Annotated in this window: 15 protein-coding genes; 7 read left to right on the top strand and 8 right to left on the bottom strand. The window is 64.6% G+C overall.

Annotated features, from left to right (window positions below; all coding sequences use genetic code 11):
- Positions 1–10 precede the first annotated feature (10 nt).
- The gene (locus RUW20_RS18585) at positions 11–1,663 is read right to left on the bottom strand and encodes a methyl-accepting chemotaxis protein (protein ID WP_313953707.1); all 1,653 of its coding nucleotides are present in this window, start codon (positions 1,661–1,663) and stop codon (positions 11–13) included.
- Between the two features lie 433 nt (positions 1,664–2,096).
- On the opposite strand from RUW20_RS18585, the gene RUW20_RS18580 reads away from it, so the two are divergent.
- Entirely contained in the window at positions 2,097–2,558 is a 462-nt protein-coding gene (locus tag RUW20_RS18580; protein ID WP_313953706.1) for a hypothetical protein, read from the top strand.
- Between the two features lie 87 nt (positions 2,559–2,645).
- On the opposite strand, the gene mgtE is transcribed toward RUW20_RS18580, so the two are convergent.
- Entirely contained in the window at positions 2,646–4,034 is a 1,389-nt protein-coding gene (gene mgtE / locus RUW20_RS18575; protein ID WP_313953705.1) for a magnesium transporter, read from the bottom strand.
- Between the two features lie 1,932 nt (positions 4,035–5,966).
- Between mgtE and purL the strand changes: the two genes are divergently transcribed.
- Positions 5,967–9,986: a phosphoribosylformylglycinamidine synthase gene (gene purL / locus RUW20_RS18570; protein WP_313953704.1), complete on the top strand. Its 4,020-nt coding sequence runs from the start codon at positions 5,967–5,969 to the stop codon at positions 9,984–9,986.
- Positions 9,987–10,053: 67 nt separating this feature from the next.
- Here the strand turns inward: purL and RUW20_RS18565 are convergent, their stop codons facing one another.
- Entirely contained in the window at positions 10,054–10,983 is a 930-nt protein-coding gene (locus tag RUW20_RS18565; protein ID WP_313953703.1) for a LysR family transcriptional regulator, read from the bottom strand.
- Positions 10,984–11,118: 135 nt separating this feature from the next.
- Here RUW20_RS18565 and RUW20_RS18560 point away from each other — a divergent pair, with 135 nt between their 5' ends.
- Together RUW20_RS18560 and RUW20_RS18555 are read left to right on the top strand one after the other, a co-directional pair.
- The gene (locus tag RUW20_RS18560) at positions 11,119–11,547 is read left to right on the top strand and encodes a VOC family protein (protein WP_313953702.1); all 429 of its coding nucleotides are present in this window, start codon (positions 11,119–11,121) and stop codon (positions 11,545–11,547) included.
- A gap of 33 nt (positions 11,548–11,580) precedes the next feature.
- On the top strand, positions 11,581–12,561 hold the full coding sequence (locus tag RUW20_RS18555) for a pyridoxamine 5'-phosphate oxidase family protein (RefSeq protein WP_313953701.1): 981 nt from the start codon (positions 11,581–11,583) through the stop codon (positions 12,559–12,561).
- 68 nt (positions 12,562–12,629) lie between these two features.
- Here the strand turns inward: RUW20_RS18555 and RUW20_RS18550 are convergent, their stop codons facing one another.
- From RUW20_RS18550 to paaK, 5 genes are all read right to left on the bottom strand, one after another.
- Positions 12,630–13,427 carry a peptidyl-prolyl cis-trans isomerase gene (locus tag RUW20_RS18550; protein ID WP_313953700.1) on the bottom strand — a complete coding sequence of 266 codons (798 nt, stop codon included), beginning with the start codon at positions 13,425–13,427 and terminating at the stop codon, positions 12,630–12,632.
- Between the two features lie 62 nt (positions 13,428–13,489).
- Entirely contained in the window at positions 13,490–13,807 is a 318-nt protein-coding gene (locus RUW20_RS18545; RefSeq protein ID WP_313953699.1) for a BolA family protein, read from the bottom strand.
- The gene (locus RUW20_RS18540) at positions 13,804–14,106 is read right to left on the bottom strand and encodes a YciI family protein (RefSeq protein WP_313953708.1); all 303 of its coding nucleotides are present in this window, start codon (positions 14,104–14,106) and stop codon (positions 13,804–13,806) included. Before RUW20_RS18540 ends, RUW20_RS18545 begins: the two co-directional genes overlap by 4 nt.
- A complete protein-coding gene (locus tag RUW20_RS18535) occupies positions 14,106–14,639 on the bottom strand; it encodes a septation protein A (RefSeq protein WP_313953698.1) in 534 nt (177 codons plus the stop codon). The genes RUW20_RS18540 and RUW20_RS18535 overlap by 1 nt, the downstream gene beginning before the upstream one ends.
- 173 nt (positions 14,640–14,812) lie before the next feature.
- Positions 14,813–16,123, bottom strand: a complete 1,311-nt coding sequence (paaK, locus tag RUW20_RS18530) for a phenylacetate--CoA ligase PaaK (protein ID WP_313953697.1) — start codon at positions 16,121–16,123, stop codon at positions 14,813–14,815.
- Positions 16,124–16,313: 190 nt separating this feature from the next.
- Between paaK and RUW20_RS18525 the strand changes: the two genes are divergently transcribed.
- The 3 genes from RUW20_RS18525 to RUW20_RS18515 form a co-directional block, all read left to right on the top strand.
- Positions 16,314–17,648, top strand: coding sequence for an MATE family efflux transporter (locus tag RUW20_RS18525; RefSeq protein WP_313953696.1), 1,335 nt, complete (start codon positions 16,314–16,316; stop codon positions 17,646–17,648).
- A 165-nt stretch (positions 17,649–17,813) separates the two neighbouring features.
- Entirely contained in the window at positions 17,814–18,272 is a 459-nt protein-coding gene (locus RUW20_RS18520; RefSeq protein ID WP_313953695.1) for a rhodanese-like domain-containing protein, read from the top strand.
- 22 nt (positions 18,273–18,294) lie between these two features.
- Positions 18,295–20,242: ATP-binding protein (locus tag RUW20_RS18515; RefSeq protein ID WP_313953694.1), on the top strand; the 1,948-nt coding region annotated here is incomplete at its 3' end.

Raw genomic sequence — 20,242 nt, 5'->3', positions numbered from 1 at the left:
GTGCGCGGCGCTAGACCTTGAACCGCCCCACCAGCGAGTTCAGCGTTCCGGACAAGGTTTCCAGATGCCTGGCGGCCTTGTTCACGCCATTGACGGCGGCATTGTTCTGCTCGGTCATCTGCGCGATCTTCTCGACATTCTGGGCAATCAGCTCGCTGGTCGCGCTTTGCTCGTGCAGCGCCGACGAGATTTCCGACACCGCGTCCAGGACGCTCCGGCTGCTGGCCTCGATATGGGTCATCGATTCACCCGCCTGGGCGGCCATGCGCACGCCTTCGCCAAGCTGAACACCACCTTCGGTCATGCCTTGCATGGCGCTCTCGGCGCCGCTCTGAATCGCCCCGACCATGCTCGCCACTTCCTGCGTCGCGGAGGTGGTGCGCTCTGCCAGCTTCCTCACTTCGTCTGCCACGACAGCGAATCCGCGGCCCTGATCCCCGGCGCGCGCCGCCTCGATGGCCGCATTCAAGGCCAGCAGATTGGTCTGATCCGCAATCTCCTTGATGACATTTACTATGACCGAGATCTTTGCCGACTGGTCCTTGAGGTTGGCAATCAGCTCGCTGGAATGACGAAACGTTTCGGAGATCTTGTTGATCTCGTTGACCGCGCTTTTAACGGCTCCTTCTCCCTCGCGCGACAGCGTTCCTGCCTCGACAGCCATCTTGCGCGCATCATCGGCGCTGGATGAGACCTGGCGGATGCTGGCCGTCATTTCCTCGACAGCCGCAGCCATCGAGCCGGCAGCGTCGCTTTGCTGGTTGGAACTCTCGGAGACTTGATCGGACGCGGCACTCATCTTTGACGCGTCTTCCGCCAGGCGGCCGCCAGCATCGCGAATCTTGCCGATCACGTCCTGCAAAAACACCTGCATCTCCTTGAGCGCGGTCAGCAAGCTCGATTTGTCATCGGCCCTGGTCTTGATGCTCTCGGTCAGATCGCCGGAAGCGATCCTGCTGGTCACTGCCGCCGCGTGCGCAGGCTCTCCGCCCAGCAGCCGCATGATGTCACGCTTGATGAGGATGGAAAGCGTGGCGGCGAACAGGAGACCGATCACGGCGATCGTCGCGAACATGCTGCGCGCCTTCTGGTAGCTCGCCTCGGCTTCCTCGATCTGGCTCTGGATGCGCTCCTCGGAACGTTTTTCCATATCGCCCGCTGCCTTCTCCATGCCAGCTCCCGTGGCGCGGTCCATGCCCGAAACCAGCTGGTCAACGACATGACCGGCCGCAGGATTCGCCTGCTCGAAGGATTTCAGCGCTTCCCGGTACTTGCCTCCCATTTCCTTGTGATCGGCCAGCAATTTCTCCAGCTCGGCGACCGCGACGCCGCGTTCCTTCATCGCCTTGGCGGCAGCTCCCAGCGCGTCCTGAACCTTCCTTTCCTGCTCGCCAAACTCGCCAAGGTACTTGTCGAATTTTGCCGGGTCATTACCACGAATGAGGATGTTCTTCCATTCCTGGACCTGCACCTTGAAATGCACGTGAGCGCTCTCGATGGCAACCAGGATGCCGTTATCCACCTTGGCGGCCGCCAGATCGCTTTCGACCCTCTCTTGCATCTTGTGCATGCTGAATATTCCCGCGGCACCCAGCACTGCGAACAGCGCGGCGGTAATGACTGCGAGAATCGTAAGCTTGGCATTCGTGGAGAGATTCTTCATTGGAAACCTTTCGCTTTTTGGAATTGGTTTTTTCGGTGTAACCAAGAGGTCGATGGCAATGGGCTTTGGCCAGGAAAACGACGACAAAAAAAAGCGGGTGAGCGACCCGCTAACTGCTGCCTGCCGGTCCGGCCCGTCGCCGGAAAACCGTTGTGCGGCATCATAACGCGTACGGCCAATGCACGGTGCTGAGCGAACGATGCCGGTCGAACGTCAACCCGCAGCGCGCCATGGAACCTGCCGACGAGCGGTCGGCCAGATCAACTTCCCGCCGACCCACCGACTACTGCCAGCCGGGCTAGACGCTGTCAATGTATGGCGTACTACGGCCAGAAATGGATTAACTTGAGGCTTTTTTCGCAGGCCATCTGAAAATCCCGCGCCCCGGGGTCCGATCCTTCCTCTAGCCCCTTCCTGATCTGATCTGCAGCGCATGGCCAGGCCTCGTCGTCCGGAGTTTGTCGGCGCGCTTTATCACCTCACGGCAGGTGGCGATGGAGGCGAGGACATTTACCTCGCCGATGGCGACCGACAAGAGTTCCTCGACGTCCTCGGGGAGGTGTGGGAGCGCTTCAATCGTACCTACGACCGCGCCGGACACGCCTTCCAGGGGCGATGCAAGGCGATCCTGGTGAAGAAGGATGCGCAGCTGCTGGAGTTTGCCCGCTATGCCGTGCTCAAGCCGGTGCACGCGCGGATGTTTCGGACACCGGGTGAGTGGCCGTGGAGTAGTTCCCGGGCGATGGTTGGCCAAGCCGAGTCGGCGGAATGGCGTGAAATTCGGCAGATCCTAGCGGCCTTCGGTGAAACGGAGGGACTCGCGGCAGAGCACTGCTCGCGAGTCAGCAAGATCGTGAAAGCGACGCGCCTGGCGAAGGCCAAATGCACGGGCTGACCGCTTCGCGCACGCTCGGCGTCGACGCCGGCCGGCGGACCGGGTGAGCGGGCCAGGCCTGGTCGGCGATGGTTCGGCCGGCGTCGCCTAGAGCTCGTAAATCCAGCTGGCGATCACGAAGTAGTTCAAGACCCCGAAGATGTCGATGGCGGTGGTCACGAAGGGGCCGGTGGCGACTGCGGGGTCAACCTTCAGGCGTTCGAAGATCATCGGCAGGAGCACGGCGAGCAAGGCAGCGCCGGTCATGTTGACCAGGATCGTCAGACCGACGACCTCGCCCAGCGCGAGGCTATCGTGCATCAGATACCCGTAGAGCGCGAGGATGACGCCATAGAAGCCGCCCAGCAGCAAACCGACGCGTAGCTCCTTGAGCACCAGCGGCCCGGTGTCGCGAACGTCGATGGCGCCGGTCGCCAGGCCGCGCACGGCGACCGTGGCTGACTGCACGCCGACGTTACCGGCCATACCCATGACCACCGGCAGGAAGGCTCCCAACACCAGGACTTGCGCCAGAATCTCCTCGTATTGGCCGATCACCGCGGTCGCCGCGAGCCCGCCGACGAACGCAGCCAGCAACCAGGGCAAGCGAATTTTGGCGATCTTGAAGGCCGATTGGGTGAGCGTCTCCGACTCGTCGGTACCCGCCATCTTCAGCATGTCGCGGGTGGTCTCTTCTTCGATGACGTCGATAACGTCATCGACCGTGACCATACCGACCAGGAGGTTCTCGTCGTCTACCACCGGAATGGCGAGCAGGCGATACTTGTCGACCAGCATGGCGACGGTGGTCTGGTCGGTATCCGTGGTCACCTTCATCACGCGCCGGTTCATGATCTTGTGCAGTGGCGTCGCGGGATCAGCCAGCAACAATTGCCGCAGGGAGACGACGCCGGACAATTGCCCCGCTTCGTCGGTGAGGTAGAGATAGAAAACCATCTCGACGTCTTCGCGACTGCGGATGCTGGCGATCCCCTCTTCCACTGTCAGGGTGTGCGCCAGGGAGAAAATGTCGGTGGTCATGATGCCGCCAGCGCTGTCCGAAGCGTACTGCAGCAGGCTCTCGACTTCGTCCTTGCTTTCGTGTCCGAGCAGGCCCATCAGTTGCTCGCGCTGATCCTCCGGCAGGTCCCCGACGAGGTCCGCGAGGTCGTCCGGCGGGAGGTGTTCCAGCACGCGCGCCAGCTGTTCGACCTTCGCCTCGCTCATCACCTGTCGCCGCAGGTTCGCTGGCAACTGGCCGAAGACGTCGGCCGCCGACTCGGTGTCGGCGATCGCGTAAAAAATGTCCACCACGTGCGCCGGGGGCAAATCATCGAGAACCGCGACCAGGTCTGCAGGATGGATTTTGGAGAGCATCTTCTGCAATGACGCCCGCGCATCGCGTACGTAGAGTCGATCGATCGTCTCGACCAGTCGCTTTTTCTTGGTATCGTACGCCGCAGAGGCCGTTGCCTTGTTCTCGATGTTTATTTGCATGGCTGTCCTTTTCCCCCTGAGCACGGCACGCAAGAGACCGCAACCCGCAAGTGTAGCCACAGGCGACGGGTCAGTCCATCATCTTGGCTCGAATCAAGCCTTTTCCGGCAGCCTACTGCTCCGGGCACGCGGCTGCGAGCCGCGAGCTGCGAGCGGCGGACTGGTTTGACCTTAGTCGGGGGAATCCCCCGATGGGTGAGTCGAAATTGGCGCGCTTGAAGGCTGCTGAAATGCAAATGTCGTGTGCTGGAGTGCGCACGGCGGGCGGGCGCGTACAGGTGTGCTGGGAGGCGGACAGTGCGTCCACACCGATCGGGCAACTGGTCTACTTCATTGAGTTTTTGACGCTGACCAGGTTATGGTCGGGCTGGCAGGAACGCTGTCCGCTGCCCTACACCAGCCCGAACGGCAGCGAGCAAGGCCGACCTGCGGGGCACCAATCTCGACCACGAAGTGCTCTCGCTCGGCTAACTCTGGCGCGACCGGGTTAATGCGAAGAACACCTTCGATGAGCTGAAAAACCAGTGGCGCTGGGGCGGCTTCACCACCCACGACCTGCATCGTTGCCAAGTGTCGGCGCGCGCCGGTCACGGGAGACACGCAGCCGCCGGCGCCATCACCGTAGTGCGGGCGGATAGTCTCCGTTGGTGTCGTCAACTCTCCGCCCGGCTTGGTGCCTTGACCGATCCGGGCCCGGCACAGAATGCTGCGGCCGGGTGGTCAGGCGGGAGGCGCGGATTCCCCTTTTGCGCCCGCCAGCCCCTGCGCTCCCTTGGCACCCGCAACACCCTTCGGCCCGGCAGGCCCAGCTTTGCCTGGGGCCCCATCTGGCCCGGGCTTGCCCTGCGCGCCGGCAGGACCCTGGACACCCGTGGCTCCTGCCGCGCCTTTCGCACCGGCCGGGCCTTCCTTGCCTTGAGGACCTGTGGGACCTGTTGGACCCGGCTTGCCTGGTGTCCCCGCCGGCCCCTGAGCTCCCGCAGCGCCCATCGCACCCTTCTCACCCTTCTCACCGCTCTCACCTTTCGCGCCGGGAGGACCGACCGGGCCCGCCGGGCCCTGCTCTCCCTTGCGCCCGGCCGACCCCGTCTTGCCCGGAGGTCCGGCCGGCCCTTCCTTGAGGCTCAGCTGTACCAGCTGCTCTTCCAGCGCGGCGACACGATCATTCAACACTTGCATGGCATCAATGGCTGTCGCCACCAGATTCTTTGCCTCTGACTCGGCGGATTTCTTCTTGTCTGTCTTTTTTGACAATGTAGGTCTCCTCTCGTACACAAGGGTGCGCGGCAGGAATACTGCGCGCGCCAGTGATACACGTTATGACAACGACGGTCAACGATCGGCGAGGGTCGACTTCGCCAATGCCATCGTCGTCATCCGGCGAAACCGGTCGTCCACCGGCGAACCGTTCCCAAGGAGTTTCGCGGGATCTAACGCAGCGCACAAAGCGGCCTGCGCACGCCTCGCCCACCGCTGTTGAGACCCGCTTGCGGGTAGCCATCCGTGCCGTGGCCAGTGCTGGGATTCACCTGTCTTCTGCTCCCCGCGCGCAATTGCCAGACCACTCGGACCTGCATTCGCCGGCACCGGCGATCACGCCACCTCGCACGGCGATCATCGCGAAGATGGAGCGCGCCGCGGAAATTTTGCAGGAATGGATGAGTGAGAGCCTTGCCCGGAAGCGCGGCCTCCCCCGGTAGGAGCCCGATTGATCGGGCGATGGCGACGCCCCGCGCTGTCCCGGGCGGCCGGGCTGATCCAGGCGCTTATCGCCCGATAAATCGGGCTCCTACAGGTCAGCAGGCGCGTTGTTGAACGCCAGGAGCAAGAGAGCAAAGTCGCGGTCGGCTATAATCGCGGCTCCCCGCCGTTCTTTCCCGGCGTCTTTCCCCGAACGCAGCTTCGCCTGCCCTTCTCTGCAGCCCGCCCGCCATGGCCGATATCCTTTTTCTCCGCGGCGCCGCCGCGTTTTCGTCTTTCCGCCTGCAGGGTCTGCAGCAGCGCGTCACCGCTGTCGTCCCCGGGGTGCGCATCGCCACCGCCGAGTACTGGCACTTCGTCGCCACCCGGACGGCACTCGCTGTGGCGGAGCGGCAGCAACTCGCGCTGCTGCTCGAAGAGCGGCCCGCCGAAGCGGCCGGCAGCGGCGCATTTTTCCTGGTTACTCCCCGCTTCGGGACGATCTCGCCGTGGTCGTCGAAAGCCACCGACATCGCCTGGAACAGCGGCCTGCAGGCGATCGAGCGCATCGAGCGCGGCATCGCCTACGGCCTCGACGCGGGCAAGCGGCAGTTGTCGACCGCCCAGCGGAGCGAGATCGCAGCGCTCCTGCACGACCGCATGCTGGAAACCGTGCTCGACGACTTCGCGCAGACCGCCGACCTCTTCCGCCACTTTGCGCCGACGCCGCTGGCCACCGTCGATCTGCTGGGCGGTGGTCACGCCGCGCTGGCCGAAGCCAACACGCGACTGGGACTGGCCTTGTCGGACGATGAAGTCGATTACCTGGTCGACCTGTTCATCAAGGCGCAGCGCAATCCGACCGACGTCGAGCTGATGATGTTCGCGCAGGCCAATTCCGAGCACTGCCGGCACAAGATCTTCAACGCCTCCTGGGTGATCGACGGGCAGGCACGCAGCGAAACGCTGTTCGGGATGATCCGCGAGACGCACTCGGCGCACCCGGCGGGAACGGTCGTCGCCTATTCCGACAATTCCTCGGTGATCGAAGGCGCCTGCGTGGCGCTGTTCCACGCGGCTGGCGATGGCCGCTACGGCTATCGCGAACAGATGACGCACATTCTCGCCAAGGTCGAGACGCACAATCATCCGACGGCGATTTCGCCCTTTCCCGGCGCGGCGACCGGCTCCGGTGGCGAGATTCGCGACGAAGGCGCCACCGGTCGCGGCTCCAAGCCGAAGGCCGGCCTGTGCGGCTTCTCGGTCTCCAATCTCGACATCCCCGGTGCGCGCCAACCCTGGGAGACCGCCACCGCCAGCTACGGCCGCCCCGCCCGCATCGCTTCGCCGCTGGCGATCATGCTCGAGGGGCCGATCGGCGCCGCCGCTTTCAACAACGAGTTCGGCCGCCCGAACCTGGCAGGCTATTTCCGCACCTACCAGCAGCTGACCGGCAGCGGCGACGAGGAGCTGGTACGCGGTTATCACAAGCCGATCATGATCGCTGGCGGCGTCGGCAACATCGCCGCCAGCCAGTCGTTCAAGGCCGAGACCCTGCCCGCCGGCACGCTGCTGATCCAGCTCGGCGGCCCGGGCATGCTGATCGGCCTCGGCGGCGGCGCCGCCAGCTCGATGACCACCGGCAGCAACACCGCCGACCTCGACTTTGCCTCGGTGCAGCGCGGCAACCCCGAGATTCAACGCCGCGCACAGGAAGTCATCGACCGCTGCTGGCAGATGGGCGCTCCCCTCGGCGATGGCTCGGTAGCCACCGACGGCAATCCGATCCTGTCGGTACACGATGTCGGTGCCGGCGGCATTTCCAACGCGTTGCCGGAACTGGCGCACGGCGCCGGCTGCGGCGCGCGCTTCGAACTGCGCGCGGTAAACATCGAAGAGCCGGGCATGTCGCCGGCCGAAATCTGGTGCAACGAGGCGCAGGAACGCTACGTGATGGCCATCGCACCCGGTCGTCTGGCCGAATTCCAGGCGCTGTGCGCACGTGAACGCTGCCCGTTCGCCGTCGTCGGCGTCACCACCAGCGACAAGCGCCTGGTCGTCGCCGACAGCCACTTTGGCAACGATCCGGTGGACATGGACATGGACGCGCTGCTCGGCAAGCCGCCGCGGATGACCCGCACTGCCACGCACCTGGCGCCGCGGACCGTGCCTTTCGACCCCACGACGGTCGATCTCAGGGAAGCCGCCGGTCGCGTGCTGCGTCTGCCGGCGGTGGCCGACAAGACCTTCCTGATCACCATCGGCGACCGCTCGGTCGGTGGCCTGACCGCCCGCGACCAGATGGTCGGGCCGTGGCAGGTGCCGTGCGCCGACGTGGCGGTAACGCTGATGGCCTTCGACGGCTACCTCGGCGAGGCCTTCGCGATCGGCGAACGCACGCCGCTGGCCGTGCTCGACGCCCCGGCCTCAGGGCGCATGGCGGTCGGCGAGGCGATCACCAACATCGCCGCCGCCGACATCGCCGCGCTCGGCGACGTCAAGCTGTCGGCCAACTGGATGGCCGCTGCCGGCTTTCCGGGCGAGGATGCGCGGCTGTTCGACACCGTGCGGGCCGTCTCCGACCTCTGCCAGCAGATCGGCGTCTCGATCCCGGTCGGCAAGGACTCGCTGTCGATGCGCAGCGCCTGGCAGGAAGATGGCAACGAAAACGCGGGCAAACAGAAACAGGTGGTCTCGCCGTTGTCGCTGATCGTCACCGGCTTCGCGCGGGTGCAGGACGCGCGCCGCACACTGACCCCGCAACTGGTGCTCGATGCCGGCGAAACCGACCTGCTGCTGATCGATCTCGGTGGCGGCCGCAACCGCCTCGGCGGTTCGGCGCTGGCGCAGGTGTTCAACACCACCGGCAGCGAGGCACCGGACGTCGACGACCCCGCCCGCCTGGTCTCCTTCTTCAGCGCGACAAGGAAACTGGCGGCCGACGATCTGCTGCTCGCCTACCACGACCGCGCCGACGGCGGCCTCTTCGCCACCCTCTGCGAAATGGCCTTCGCTTCGCACTGCGGCGTTTCCATCGACACCGACGGCCTGTGCTACGACCCGCTGATAAACGATGTGGACGGCAACGAGAAACGGCCCGACCTGCTCGGCGGCCGCTCCTTCGAACTGCTGGTGAGCGCCCTGTTCAGCGAGGAACTCGGCGCCGTGGTGCAGATTCGGCGCAGCCAGCGCAGCGAGGTGATGACCATTCTGCGTGCCGCCGGTCTGGGCGCCTGCGCCCAGTTCATCGGCGCGCCCAATCCCTGGGACCGCGTCCGGATCATCCGCAATGCCAAAGCGGTGTTCGACGAGCCACGCGTCGAGCTGCAACGTGCCTGGTCCGAAACCAGTTTCCGCATGCAACAACTGCGCGATAACCCGGAGTGCGCGCAACAGGCTTACGACCGGATTCTCGACACCGCCGACAGCGGCCTGTCGGTGACGCTGAGCTTCGATCCGAGTGACGACGTCGCGGCGCCGATGATCAACAGCGGCGCCCGCCCGCGGGTGGCGATCCTGCGCGAACAGGGCGTCAATGGGCACGTAGAGATGGCCGCCGCCTTCGATCGCGCCGGTTTCGCCGCCTTCGACGTGCACATGAGCGACATCCTCGCCGGCCGCGTCGCGCTCGCCGATTTCAAGGGCGCCGTGGCCTGCGGCGGTTTCTCCTACGGCGATGTGCTCGGCGCTGGCCAGGGCTGGGCGAAGACCATTCTCTTCAACGACCGCGCACGCGATGGTTTTTCCGGCTTCTTCGCTCGCGACGACAGTTTCGCCCTTGGCGTCTGCAACGGCTGCCAGATGATGAGCGCGCTCAAGGCGATCATCCCCGGCGCCGAAGACTGGCCACGCTTCGAACGCAACCGCGTCGAGCAGTTCGAAGCGCGCCTGTCGCAGGTCGAGCTACCCGAGTCACCGTCACTGTTCTTCTCCGGCATGGCCGGCAGCCGGCTGCCGGTGGTCGTTTCGCACGGCGAGGGACGCGCTGTCTTCGCCTCGGCGGAAGCGCAGGCGCGTACCCTGGTGACGATGCGCCACATCGACCATGCCGGCCAGCCGACCGAACGCTACCCGGAGAACCCGAACGGTTCGCCGGCAGGCATCACCGGCGTCACCACCGCCGACGGCCGTTTTTCGATCATGATGCCGCACCCAGAGCGCGTCTTCCGCAGCGTCCAGATGTCCTGGCACCCGGCCGACTGGGAGGCGCGCGGCTGGCACGATTCGCCGTGGCTGAGGATGTTCCGCAACGCGCGGCGCTGGGTCGGCTAGGTGTTGGCCGGTATGATCACCACCAGCGGTAGCTGATCCGCGCTTGCGGCTGCAAGCGGGCCGATGCTCAGGTCAGCGTCTGTGCGGCCAGACGCTGCTGCAGATCGTCGGTCAGCCAGTCGATCAGCGTGCGCACGCGCCTGGGCACCAGTCGGGTGTAGCAATGGGTGATGCTCACCGGAATCGGCGGCAGCTCGTAGTCCGCCAGCAAGACCACCAGCTTGCCTTGTGCCACCAGCGATTCGACCTGGTAGGAAAGAAAGCTCCCGAGACCCAATCCCGCCGCGCAGGCGTTGATCGCGCCGGCCACATGGTTGCTGGCAAACCGCCCGCGGGGCAGCAGGTTGATGACGCGCTCGCGGCCACGCTCATCGCTCTCCGTACCGCGAAACGACCACAGACTGCCACCGCCCTGAGTACGCCAGCGAATGCATTCGAAGTGCGCCAGGTCACCGGGTGAGGCGGGTGTTCCGGCCTGCGCCAGGTAGTCCGGGCTGGCGCACAGGACACGGCGGATATGGCCGACCGGGCGCGCGATCATCGACGAATCGCCGAGGTGCGCGATGCGCACGGCCAGATCGACGCCTTCATCCACCAGATTGACGACGCGATCGAGCAGCAACAGTTCGACGCGCGCCTGGCGGTAGCGTAACAGGAAGGAACTCACGCCCGGCACCACGTGCATCTGACCGAACAGCACCGGGGCGGTCACCGTCAGATGACCGGCCGCTTCGCCGTGCCGATCCGACAGTTCTGCTTCGGCCTCATCGACGTGGGCGAGGATGCGCCGGCAATGTTCGAGGTATCCACGCCCTTCCTCGGTGAGTGCCAGGCTGCGGGTGGTGCGGCTCAACAAGCGGGCGTCGAGCGCTTTCTCGAGGTCGGCGAGGGTGCGCACGACGGTCGGCAGCGACTTGCCGAGGGTCTGCGCGGCGGCGGTCAGCGAACCCTGGTCGACGATGGTCGCGAACACCTGCATCGCCTGAAACTTGTCCATCCCGGTAGATTACTCCGCAATACGAAGTGCTTAAATCACGATTCAGGTATTTATTCCGAAATACAGATGCACGACACTGTTTTGCCGCCGCGTCAGATGCCACCCACCCAGCCACCTCGAGCAAAGGAACCTGCCATGAGCCAATCCCCTGCCACCGACACTTCGGCCGTAACCCGCGGCGTCCATCACGTCGGCCTGACTGTCCCCGATATCGCCGCCACCCGCGCCTTCTTCGTCGACGTCCTTGGCTTCGACCAGGTCGGCGAACGCCCCGACTACCCGGCCGTGTTCGTCTCCGACGGTACGGTGATGATTACCTTGTGGCAAGCCGCCGATCCGGCCACGGCGACCGCTTTCGATCGCAAGAACGTGATCGGTCTGCACCACCTGGCCCTGCTGCTTCCCGAGCAGAGCGCTCTGGATCGTTTGCACCAACGCCTCGCCACCACACCGGGCGTGGCCATCGAGTTCGCCCCCGAAGCACTGCGCGGCGGCCCCGTCCGGCACATGATGTGCGCCATCCCGGGCGGCGTACGCCTGGAATTCATCGCCACCGCCGCATGAGCTTCGCCGGAAGCCACGATCAGGGATATGGACATGCAGGAAATCGAAGACAATTCGCCGTTTCACGCTGCAGAACGTGCGGCACAGCGCCTTGCTGGCGTCGACGACCGCATTCTGGCGGTCGGCCGATCGGCCATTCGCGATCACCTGTTAGCGCAGCACCAGGAGTTCTTCCGCAGCCAGCACCAGCTGTTGCTGGCCACTGTCGACGCCGATGCACAACCATGGGTGGCGATGGTCGCCGGCCCGCCGGGATTCGCGCATGCGCTCGATGCGCGGCACTTGCGGGTCGATGCACAGCCGCTCGCCGGTGCACCCGGGCAAGCCTTGTCTGCCGGCGCCACGCTCGGCGTGCTGGGTATCAATTTCGCCAACCGCCGCCGCAACCGGCTCAACGGCCGCCTGCTGACGGTCGATGAAAGCGGCTTCGAGCTCGAGGTGGTGCAGTCTTTCGGCAACTGCCCGAAATACATCCAGACCCGCGAAACCCGACTGCCAGCCGGCACGACCTGGCGTGTCTCACCGTCGGCGGGAGAAGCGGTGACGGCGTGGGATGACAATGCGTGCGCGCTGATCGGCGGCGCGGATCACTTCTTCATCGCTACGCACTACGACCAGGAGGGGGATCAGGCGCATCACGGCGCCGACGTGTCCCATCGCGGCGGCAAGCCCGGATTCATCCGCATCGATGCGGATGGCACACTGCTGTTTCCCGATTTTGCCGGCAATCGCTTCTACAACACGCTCGGCAACATCGTCGCCAACGGCAAGGCGGCGCTGTTGTTTACCGACTATTCAACCGGATCCTTGTTGTCGACCAGCGGCATGGCGAGCGTTGACTGGCAAGCCGCCAGCGCGCATGGCTTTGCCGGTGCCGAGCGGCTGCTGCGGTTTACGCCGCGCGAGGTGTGGCGCTATCCACGCGCCTTGCCATTTGCATGGCGCTTCGGCGAGCAGTCAGTAGCGCTGGATGCGACCGGACGCTGGTCGGACAGCGTGACGCCACCCGGATAGGCAGACGGGCCAAGAAAAAGGGCGCCGGAAAACTGGCGCCCTTTTTCTCTCTTGCGGTGTCGACTCGTCTACTGGACCTTGGCCTTGGCACGCAGCTCGCCAACCATTTTCTGGATTTGCTCCTGCTGCAGGCGCTGCCCAATTTGCACTTTCACCTGGTCGAAAGGTGGCGGCGTAAGCGGGCGGCTATCCTCGACCAGGATCACGTGATAGCCGAAATCGGTCTTGACCGGGGTCTCCGTATACTTGCCTTTGGGCAGGGCGGCGACGGCATCACCGAACGGCTTGACGAAATTCGCGGTACTGGTCCAGCCGAGATCGCCACCCTTTTCCTTCGAACCAGGGTCCTTGGACTGCTTGGCCAGTTCCTCGAATTTGGTGCCCTTCTTCAGGTTGGCGATGATCGCCTTGGCGTCGTCTTCCTTTTCGACCAGGATGTGACGGACCTTGTACTCGGTACCCCCCATCTGGGCTTTCAGGCGATCATAGGCCGCCTTGACCTGCTCTTCGCTGATCGGGTTTTTCTTCACGAACTCCTGGATGAAGGCGCGGATGAAGATTGCCTGCCGCGCCAGATCGGCCTGTGCTGCGATATCTGGCTTCTTGTCGAGGCCCATTTTTTTCGCTTCCTGGGCCAGCAACTCGCGGCGGATCAGTTCTTCACGGATCGCACTTTTCAGTTCCGGCGTGTCGGGCGTGCCCTGTGCCTCCTGCTCGGCCAGAAAGGCGTTGGCGACAGTCTGTGGAATGGCGACCCCGTTGACGGTGGCCACCGCCCCGCTCTTGGCCTTTTCGGCGGCAACTGTCGGTAGCGAGATCAGCGCGCCGAGCAGCAGTGCGCCGGCCAGCTTGGAGAGTTTGTGCATGTCTGTCTTTCCTTCTATGGGGGTGGAGTGGGATGGGATGGGTTGAAACTGGACGGCTTCGATCAGGAGGCGAGCGCAGCCAGCGACGAGGGAACTTCCTCCGGGGTCAGCGCCTTGATGCTCAAGGCGTGAATCCTGTGGTGCATCAGGTCGCCGAGCGCCTCATGAACGATGCGGTGACGAGCCAGACGGCCCTTGCCAGCGAAAGCGGTGGAGACTATCAGCAGGCGATAGTGCCCGCCACCGCTTTTGGCACCTTCGTGCCCGGCATGGCGCGCCGAGTCGTCGATCAGTTCGGTACGAATCGGCTGCAGAACCGCGAGCCGCTGCTGAATGATCGCCTCACTGCTGGTGGCAGCAGCGGCTTGCGAACCGCTCACGCCGGCAGCACTTTCTTGAACGGCTTGACGGTGACCGCCTGGTAGACGCCCGCGGCGGCGTAAGGATCCGCGTCTGCCCAGCTACGTGCCGCTTCGAGCGAAGTGAACTCGGCAACGATCAGGCTGCCCGAAAAGCCGGCCGGCCCCGGGTCCGGCGAGTCGATGGCCGGAAAAGGCCCGGCCAGCAACAGGCGACCTTCGTCTTGCAGCGCCTTGAGACGCTCGACATGCGCGGGCCGGGCGGCAAGGCGATCAGCCAGCGAGTCCGGACGATCTTCGCCGACGATGGCGTAAAACATCATTTCTTGTCCTCCATGTATTTCGACAGCAGCACACCCTGGGCGAGGACAAAGACCAGCATCAGTCCGGTAGCGCCGAAGAGCTTGAAGTTCACCCAGTCGTCGGTCGAAAAGTTGAACGCAACGAACAGGTTGACGGCTCCCATGAAAGCGAAAAACCCGGCCCATGCCCAGTTGAGCTGGTTCCAGGCGACATCCGGCAGGTCCATCTGTCCGGCCAGCAAGATACGAATCAGGTTCTTTCGGCGGAACAGCACGCCGCCGACCAACACCGCCGCGAACGCCCAGTAGAGTATGGTTGGCTTCCACTTGATGAAGCCCTCATCGTGCAGGATCAGCGTCATGCCGCCGAAGACGCTGATCACCACCAGACTGACCCACAGCATGGTGTCGATCTTGCGTTTCCTGAACAACAGCCAGCCGATCTGCGCGAAAGTGGCCGCAATCGCCACACCGGTCGCGACGTAGATGTCGGCCGCCTTGTAGGCGATAAAAAAGAGGATGACCGGGAAAAGATCGAAGAGGAATTTCATGACGGGCGCCGCGTGAATATCCCGCGATTATGGCCGATTTGACGCGTCGCTGTCCATGCTCGGGAGATCGTCGCCGCCCATCTTCCCTTCCCCGACCCGCCGTCCCACAGCCTCCCGGCATGGCAGCCGCGAGCGGCCATGGTTTCCCGAAAGTCGCCGGCGATCATGGACCATCACTCGCGGGGTCGCTTGTCGATCACCCGCCGCGCCTTGCCGAGTGAGCGTTCTATACCGCCGATGTCGACGATGCGCACTTGCGCGGTAATCCCGATAAACGACTTGATGTGGTGCCGCAACGCATTTGCCACATGCTCCTTGTCCACCGCCAGCCGGAAGCGGTACTCGCGCTTCAGTTCAACATGGACGTCGACGGCGTCGAGGTGACCGTCGCGCCAGACTTCGATCAGGTAATGCGGCGACAACATCGGCTGCTGGAGAATCAGCTCCTCGATCTGCGACGGGAAGACATTGACGCCGCGAATGATCAACATGTCGTCCGAACGGCCGGTGATCTTGTCCATCCGCCGCATCGAGCGCGAGGTCGGCGGCAGCAGGCGGGTCAGGTCGCGCGTCCGGTAGCGGATCATCGGCAGCGCCTCCTTGCTCAGCGAGGTAAAGACGAGTTCGCCCTGGCTATCGTCCGGGAGCACTTCGCCGGTGGCCGGATCGATAATCTCGGGGTAGAAATGATCCTCCCAGATCACCGGCCCGTCCTTGCTTTCGGCGCACTCGCTGGCGACGCCTGGGCCGATGATTTCCGACAAGCCGTAGAGGTCGATCGCATCGATGCCGAAAGTGCTCTCGATTTCGCGCCGCATCGGCTCGCTCCACGGTTCGGCGCCAAACAGGCCGACCCGCAGCCGGGTCGACGCCGGCGCAACCCCTTGCCGGCTGAACTCATCGGCCAGATTGAGCATGTACGAAGGCGTCACCATGATGATATCGGGCTGAAAATCGACGATCAGTTGCACCTGCTTTTCGGTCTGACCACCGGACATCGGGATCACCGTGCAACCCAGCCGTTCGGCACCGTAGTGCGCACCGAGACCACCGGTAAACAGGCCGTAACCGTAGCCCACATGCACCATGTCGCCACGCCGCCCGCCGGCCGCGTAGATCGAGCGCGCCATCAGCGTCGCCCACATGTCGATGTCTTTCTGCGTATAGCCGACCACGGTCGGCTGGCCGGTGGTGCCGGACGAGGCATGCACCCGCACCACCTGCTCGCGCGGCACGGCAAACATCCCGAAGGGATAGTTGTCGCGGAGGTCCGCCTTGGTCGTGAAAGGGAACTTGCGCAGGTCGTCAAGCGTCTTCAACTCGTCGGGATGGACACCATGGTCGTCGAATTTCCGCCGGTAGTGGGCGACGTGCTCATAGGCATGGCGCAGAGACCAGCGCAGGCGCTCGACCTGCAGTGCCGTGATCTCGTCGCGGCTGGCGGCTTCGATGGCTTCGTAGGCGGTACTGCCGGCTGCGACCATGGTGTCGTCTCCCAGGTGGGCAAAGCCGAAACCCTAGTACAACCGGGGTCATCTTTCAACAAACAATATGGCGTCCCGGCCGCAAGCCCTGCGGCGAGTGACGCGCGAAGCGCCGCGCGGGAAAGAGCCGCTCACCCGGGCGCCGGTGAAATCGGGTAGCCTTGGCGGCTCTCAGTCGCCTCCGCCATCGATGTTCGCCCAGCAATCCCGTCTGATTCTCGCGCACGCGACGCCGATGCTGATCGCCCAGCTGACGTCGATGGGCATGATGGTCATCGACACCGCCCTGCTGGGCCACTACGGCACCGAAGACCTGGCGGCGGTGGCCGTTGGCGGCGGCATCTACATCTCGGTGTTGTTCGCTCTCGCCGGCATCCTGCAGGCCGTGGCGCCGACCGTCGCCCATCTGCAGGGCGCCGGCCGCGGGCAGGAGATCGCCGGCGCCCTGCAACAGGCCTTGTGGCTGGCCCTGCTGCTGGCGATCCCCGGGGTATACCTGCTCTTGCACCCGGATACCCTGTTCGCGCTGTCACGCATCGACCCGGCCGTCGAAGCGAAGGCCCGCGGCTACCTGGTAATGCTCGCCATGGGCATGCCGGCAGTGCTGCTCTACCGGACCTTCCACGCCTTTTGCAATGCTCTCGGCAAGCCGCGCCCGCTGTTGCTGATCAGCCTCGGCAGCACGCTGCTGCACGGCGGACTGGCGTGGTCGCTGGTCACCGGCCAGTGGGGTGGCGAAGCGCTCGGCGTGCTCGGCTGTGGTCTGTCGAACGCCGCCGTCGGCTGGTTCTCGATGGCCTGTGCCGCCGGCTATCTGTTGTTCGCCAGGGCCCTGGCGCCTTACCGCCTGATTGCCGGCTGGCAGCCGCCACGCCGCAGGCCCTTGCGTGAACTGCTGCGTCTCGGCCTACCGATGGGTTTTTCCAGCTTCGTCGAGATCTCCTCGTTCACCCTGATGGCGCTGTTCGTCGCGCAACTCGGCGCCACGGTGGTCGCCGGTCACCGGATCGTCGCCAACCTGGCGGCGATCTGCTACATGCTGCCGCTGGCGCTGGGTATCGCCACCCTGGCGCAAGTGGGGCAAGCGGCTGGCGCGCGCGACTGGCCACGAGCCGAGCTGTCGATCGGTGCCGGTCTGTGGCTGGCCGGCGTGCTGTCCACGCTGCTCGGCTTGGGATTGTGGCTGTTCGCCGCACCGTTGACGGCCGCCTACACCGGCGACCCGGCGGTGCAGGCGGTTGCGCTGTCGCTGCTCGGCTACGTCGCCTTCTATCAGCTCTTCGACGCCGTTCAGACGATTGCCGCACACGCGCTGCGTGGCTACAAGATCACCTTCGTGCCGATGCTGGTACACGTCATCTGCTTCTGGGGCGTCGGCCTGTTCGGCGGCTGGTGGCTGGCCTTTCATGGCCGACAGCCGATGGGCGCAGCTGGCTTCTGGCTGGCTTCGCTGCTTGGCCTGATGCTGGCGGCGGTCCTGCTCGGCAGCCTGCTGCGGCGCGCGATGCAGGCGGTGAAGCAGTAGCCGACACCGGCGCCGGAAAATCGCCCGCGGCGGGAACAGCCCGACAAGGGAGAACTGAGCCATCGGTAACGACACTCAAGTTATCCGTCGGCTTGCCGCTATCCATATGGATCGCCACAGCAATGTGGCTTTACCTCGTGTCGACCATCCTCTGGAGACGTGCTCATGTTCACCAAACTGACAGGCTACCTGCTCGCAATCCTCGCGCTGGCCATGGCGCCGGCAACTGCCGCCGACTACAAACCCGATACGCCGACCAGCGTCGAGGGCGCCACCGTGCTCACCGTTGACCAGACAAAGGCTCTGCTCGACAAGAAGACAGCGACTTTCTTTGACATGCGCAACCCGCTCAACTTCGGCAAGGGGCATGTGCCTGGCGCCACCCTGATCGCCTACCGGGAGAAAAGCGCCTTCGCGCCGGACTTCGACGTTGCGCAAGACTCATTCGATCTCGCCAAGCTGCCCGCCGACAAGAGCACCATGATCATCCTCTACAGCGATGGGCCCAAGGGCTGGAAGTCCTACAAGGCGACGGTGCTTGCCGTCAAGGCGGGGTACACCAAGGTGTTCTGGATGCGCGACGGATTTGCCGGATGGACCACCCGAGGGCTGCCCATCGAGTAGCCAGGGCCAGAGTCCCCTGCCAATGAGCACTTCGCGTCTCGCCATCCGTTCCCGGCTGCTCTTCGCGGGCCTCCTGGCGCTGGCCATGGTGGCTTTCATGGCCGCGGCCGCGGTCTATGGCTACCGGCTCACAGAGCGCAAATCGACGGTGATCAATGCCGCCACCGAGCAATTCATCAACCTGCAGCGGACCCTGCAGGGACTCGACGAGACGATCTTCACGGAAGGCACGCCCGCCGCCTGGAAACAGGTCGGCAGCGGCGTACTGGCCTTCGACCGGACCTGGCCCGAGCTGATCGCTGCCACCCGTGACCCCGATCGGCAAGCGCAACTCGCGGGCGACATCTCGCCGCTGTGGGAAACGTTTCGCAGTGACGTCGTCGCCTTCCTGGTCATTCCCCGCCCCGGCCCGGACAACGAGCGAGCGATGATCGCCTTCGGCAGACTAATCAGTCAGGCGACCCGCCTCAGCGAGGAACTCGACGACTTTCGCACCAGGATCCGCAGCGCCGCGAAGATCGAAATGCAACGCTTCACCGCCCTGGTGACGGTGATCGTGCTGCTCATGGTCCTGGTTCTCCTCGCAGGCTTTGTCTGGACTTACCGTGCCATCATGGCGCCGATCTCCGCTCTGGTCGGCGCCATGGCGAAGGTGTCACGAGATAGCGATTACTCGCTGCGCGCACCGGTCGAATCGCGCGACGAGATCGGCAAACTGGCGCAAGGATTCAACATCATGCTCGAGCAAATCGAGCATCGGGACCGGCGCCTGGCGGCGCACAGCGACGAACTGGAAAAGGAGATCGCGGCACGCACCGCCGAACTTCGCCTGGCGAGAGATCGCGCCGAAGCCGGCAACCGGGCGAAGAGTGACTTTCTGGCCAACATGAGTCACGAAATTCGCACGCCGATGAACGGCATTCTCGGGATGGCCGAACTGTTGCGCGGCACACCGCTCAGTGCGCAGCAGAGGCGCTTCGCAGATGCCGTCCACCAGTCCGGCCAGCATCTGCTGAGCATCGTCAACGACATCCTCGATTTCTCCAAGATCGAAGCCGGCAAGCTGGAGCTCGAGAGGATCAACTTCGACCTGCGCCAACTGGTGGAGGACGTCGCCTACCTGTTCGCCCAGCTGGCCGACGGCAAGGGCGTGGAGATCGTCTGCAGCGTGCCGCACGACCTGCCGGTTGCGGTGATCGGCGATCCGGTACGGGTACGCCAGATCATGACCAATCTGGTGAGTAACGCGGTCAAGTTTACCAGCCACGGTGAGGTGCTCATCGCCGTCACGCGGCTCGACGAGACGCCCCGGCAGGGGCGCTTCCGCGTCGAAGTACAGGATAGCGGCATCGGCATCGACGCGGAGGCGCAAGCGCGCCTGTTCCGCGCCTTCGGCCAGGCCGACAGCTCGACCACCCGACGTTTCGGTGGTAGCGGCCTGGGGCTGGCGATCGCCAAGCGCCTGGTCGAGATGATGGGCGGGCAGATCGGCCTGCGCAGCGCAGCCGGTCGCGGCACGACGTTCTGGTTCGAGCTGGCCCTGGCCAAGCAGGATTCCGACGCGCGCTCGGCGATCGAGCGCAACGAAGACCTCAAGGGGCTGCGTGTGCTGGTGGTCGACGACAATGACACCAACCGTGAAATCCTCGCCCACCAGCTCACCGGCTGGTCGATGCGCTGCACCGGCGTCGCCGACGGCTACACCGCCCTGCAGGAGTTGCGGCGGTCAGCGGCCCCGCCTTTCGACCTGGTCATGGTCGACCTGCAGATGCCGACGATGGACGGTTTCGAGCTGGCGCGCGCGATCAAGGCGGAGACGCGCTGGGCCACCTTGCCGCTGGTGATGCTCTCGTCGGCCAGTGTCGCCAGCGACCACCCGGACCGAGAGAGGGCGCCAATCGACTGCTACCTGAGCAAACCGGTGCGCCAGTCCGACCTCTACGATGCGATCGCCACCGCCATGTCGCGCC

This window comes from Accumulibacter sp., from assembly GCF_032229525.1.
GTDB lineage: Bacteria > Pseudomonadota > Gammaproteobacteria > Burkholderiales > Rhodocyclaceae > Accumulibacter.
Note: the sequence above shows the minus strand (reverse complement) of the source record. Positions and strands in the feature narration are given on the sequence as shown.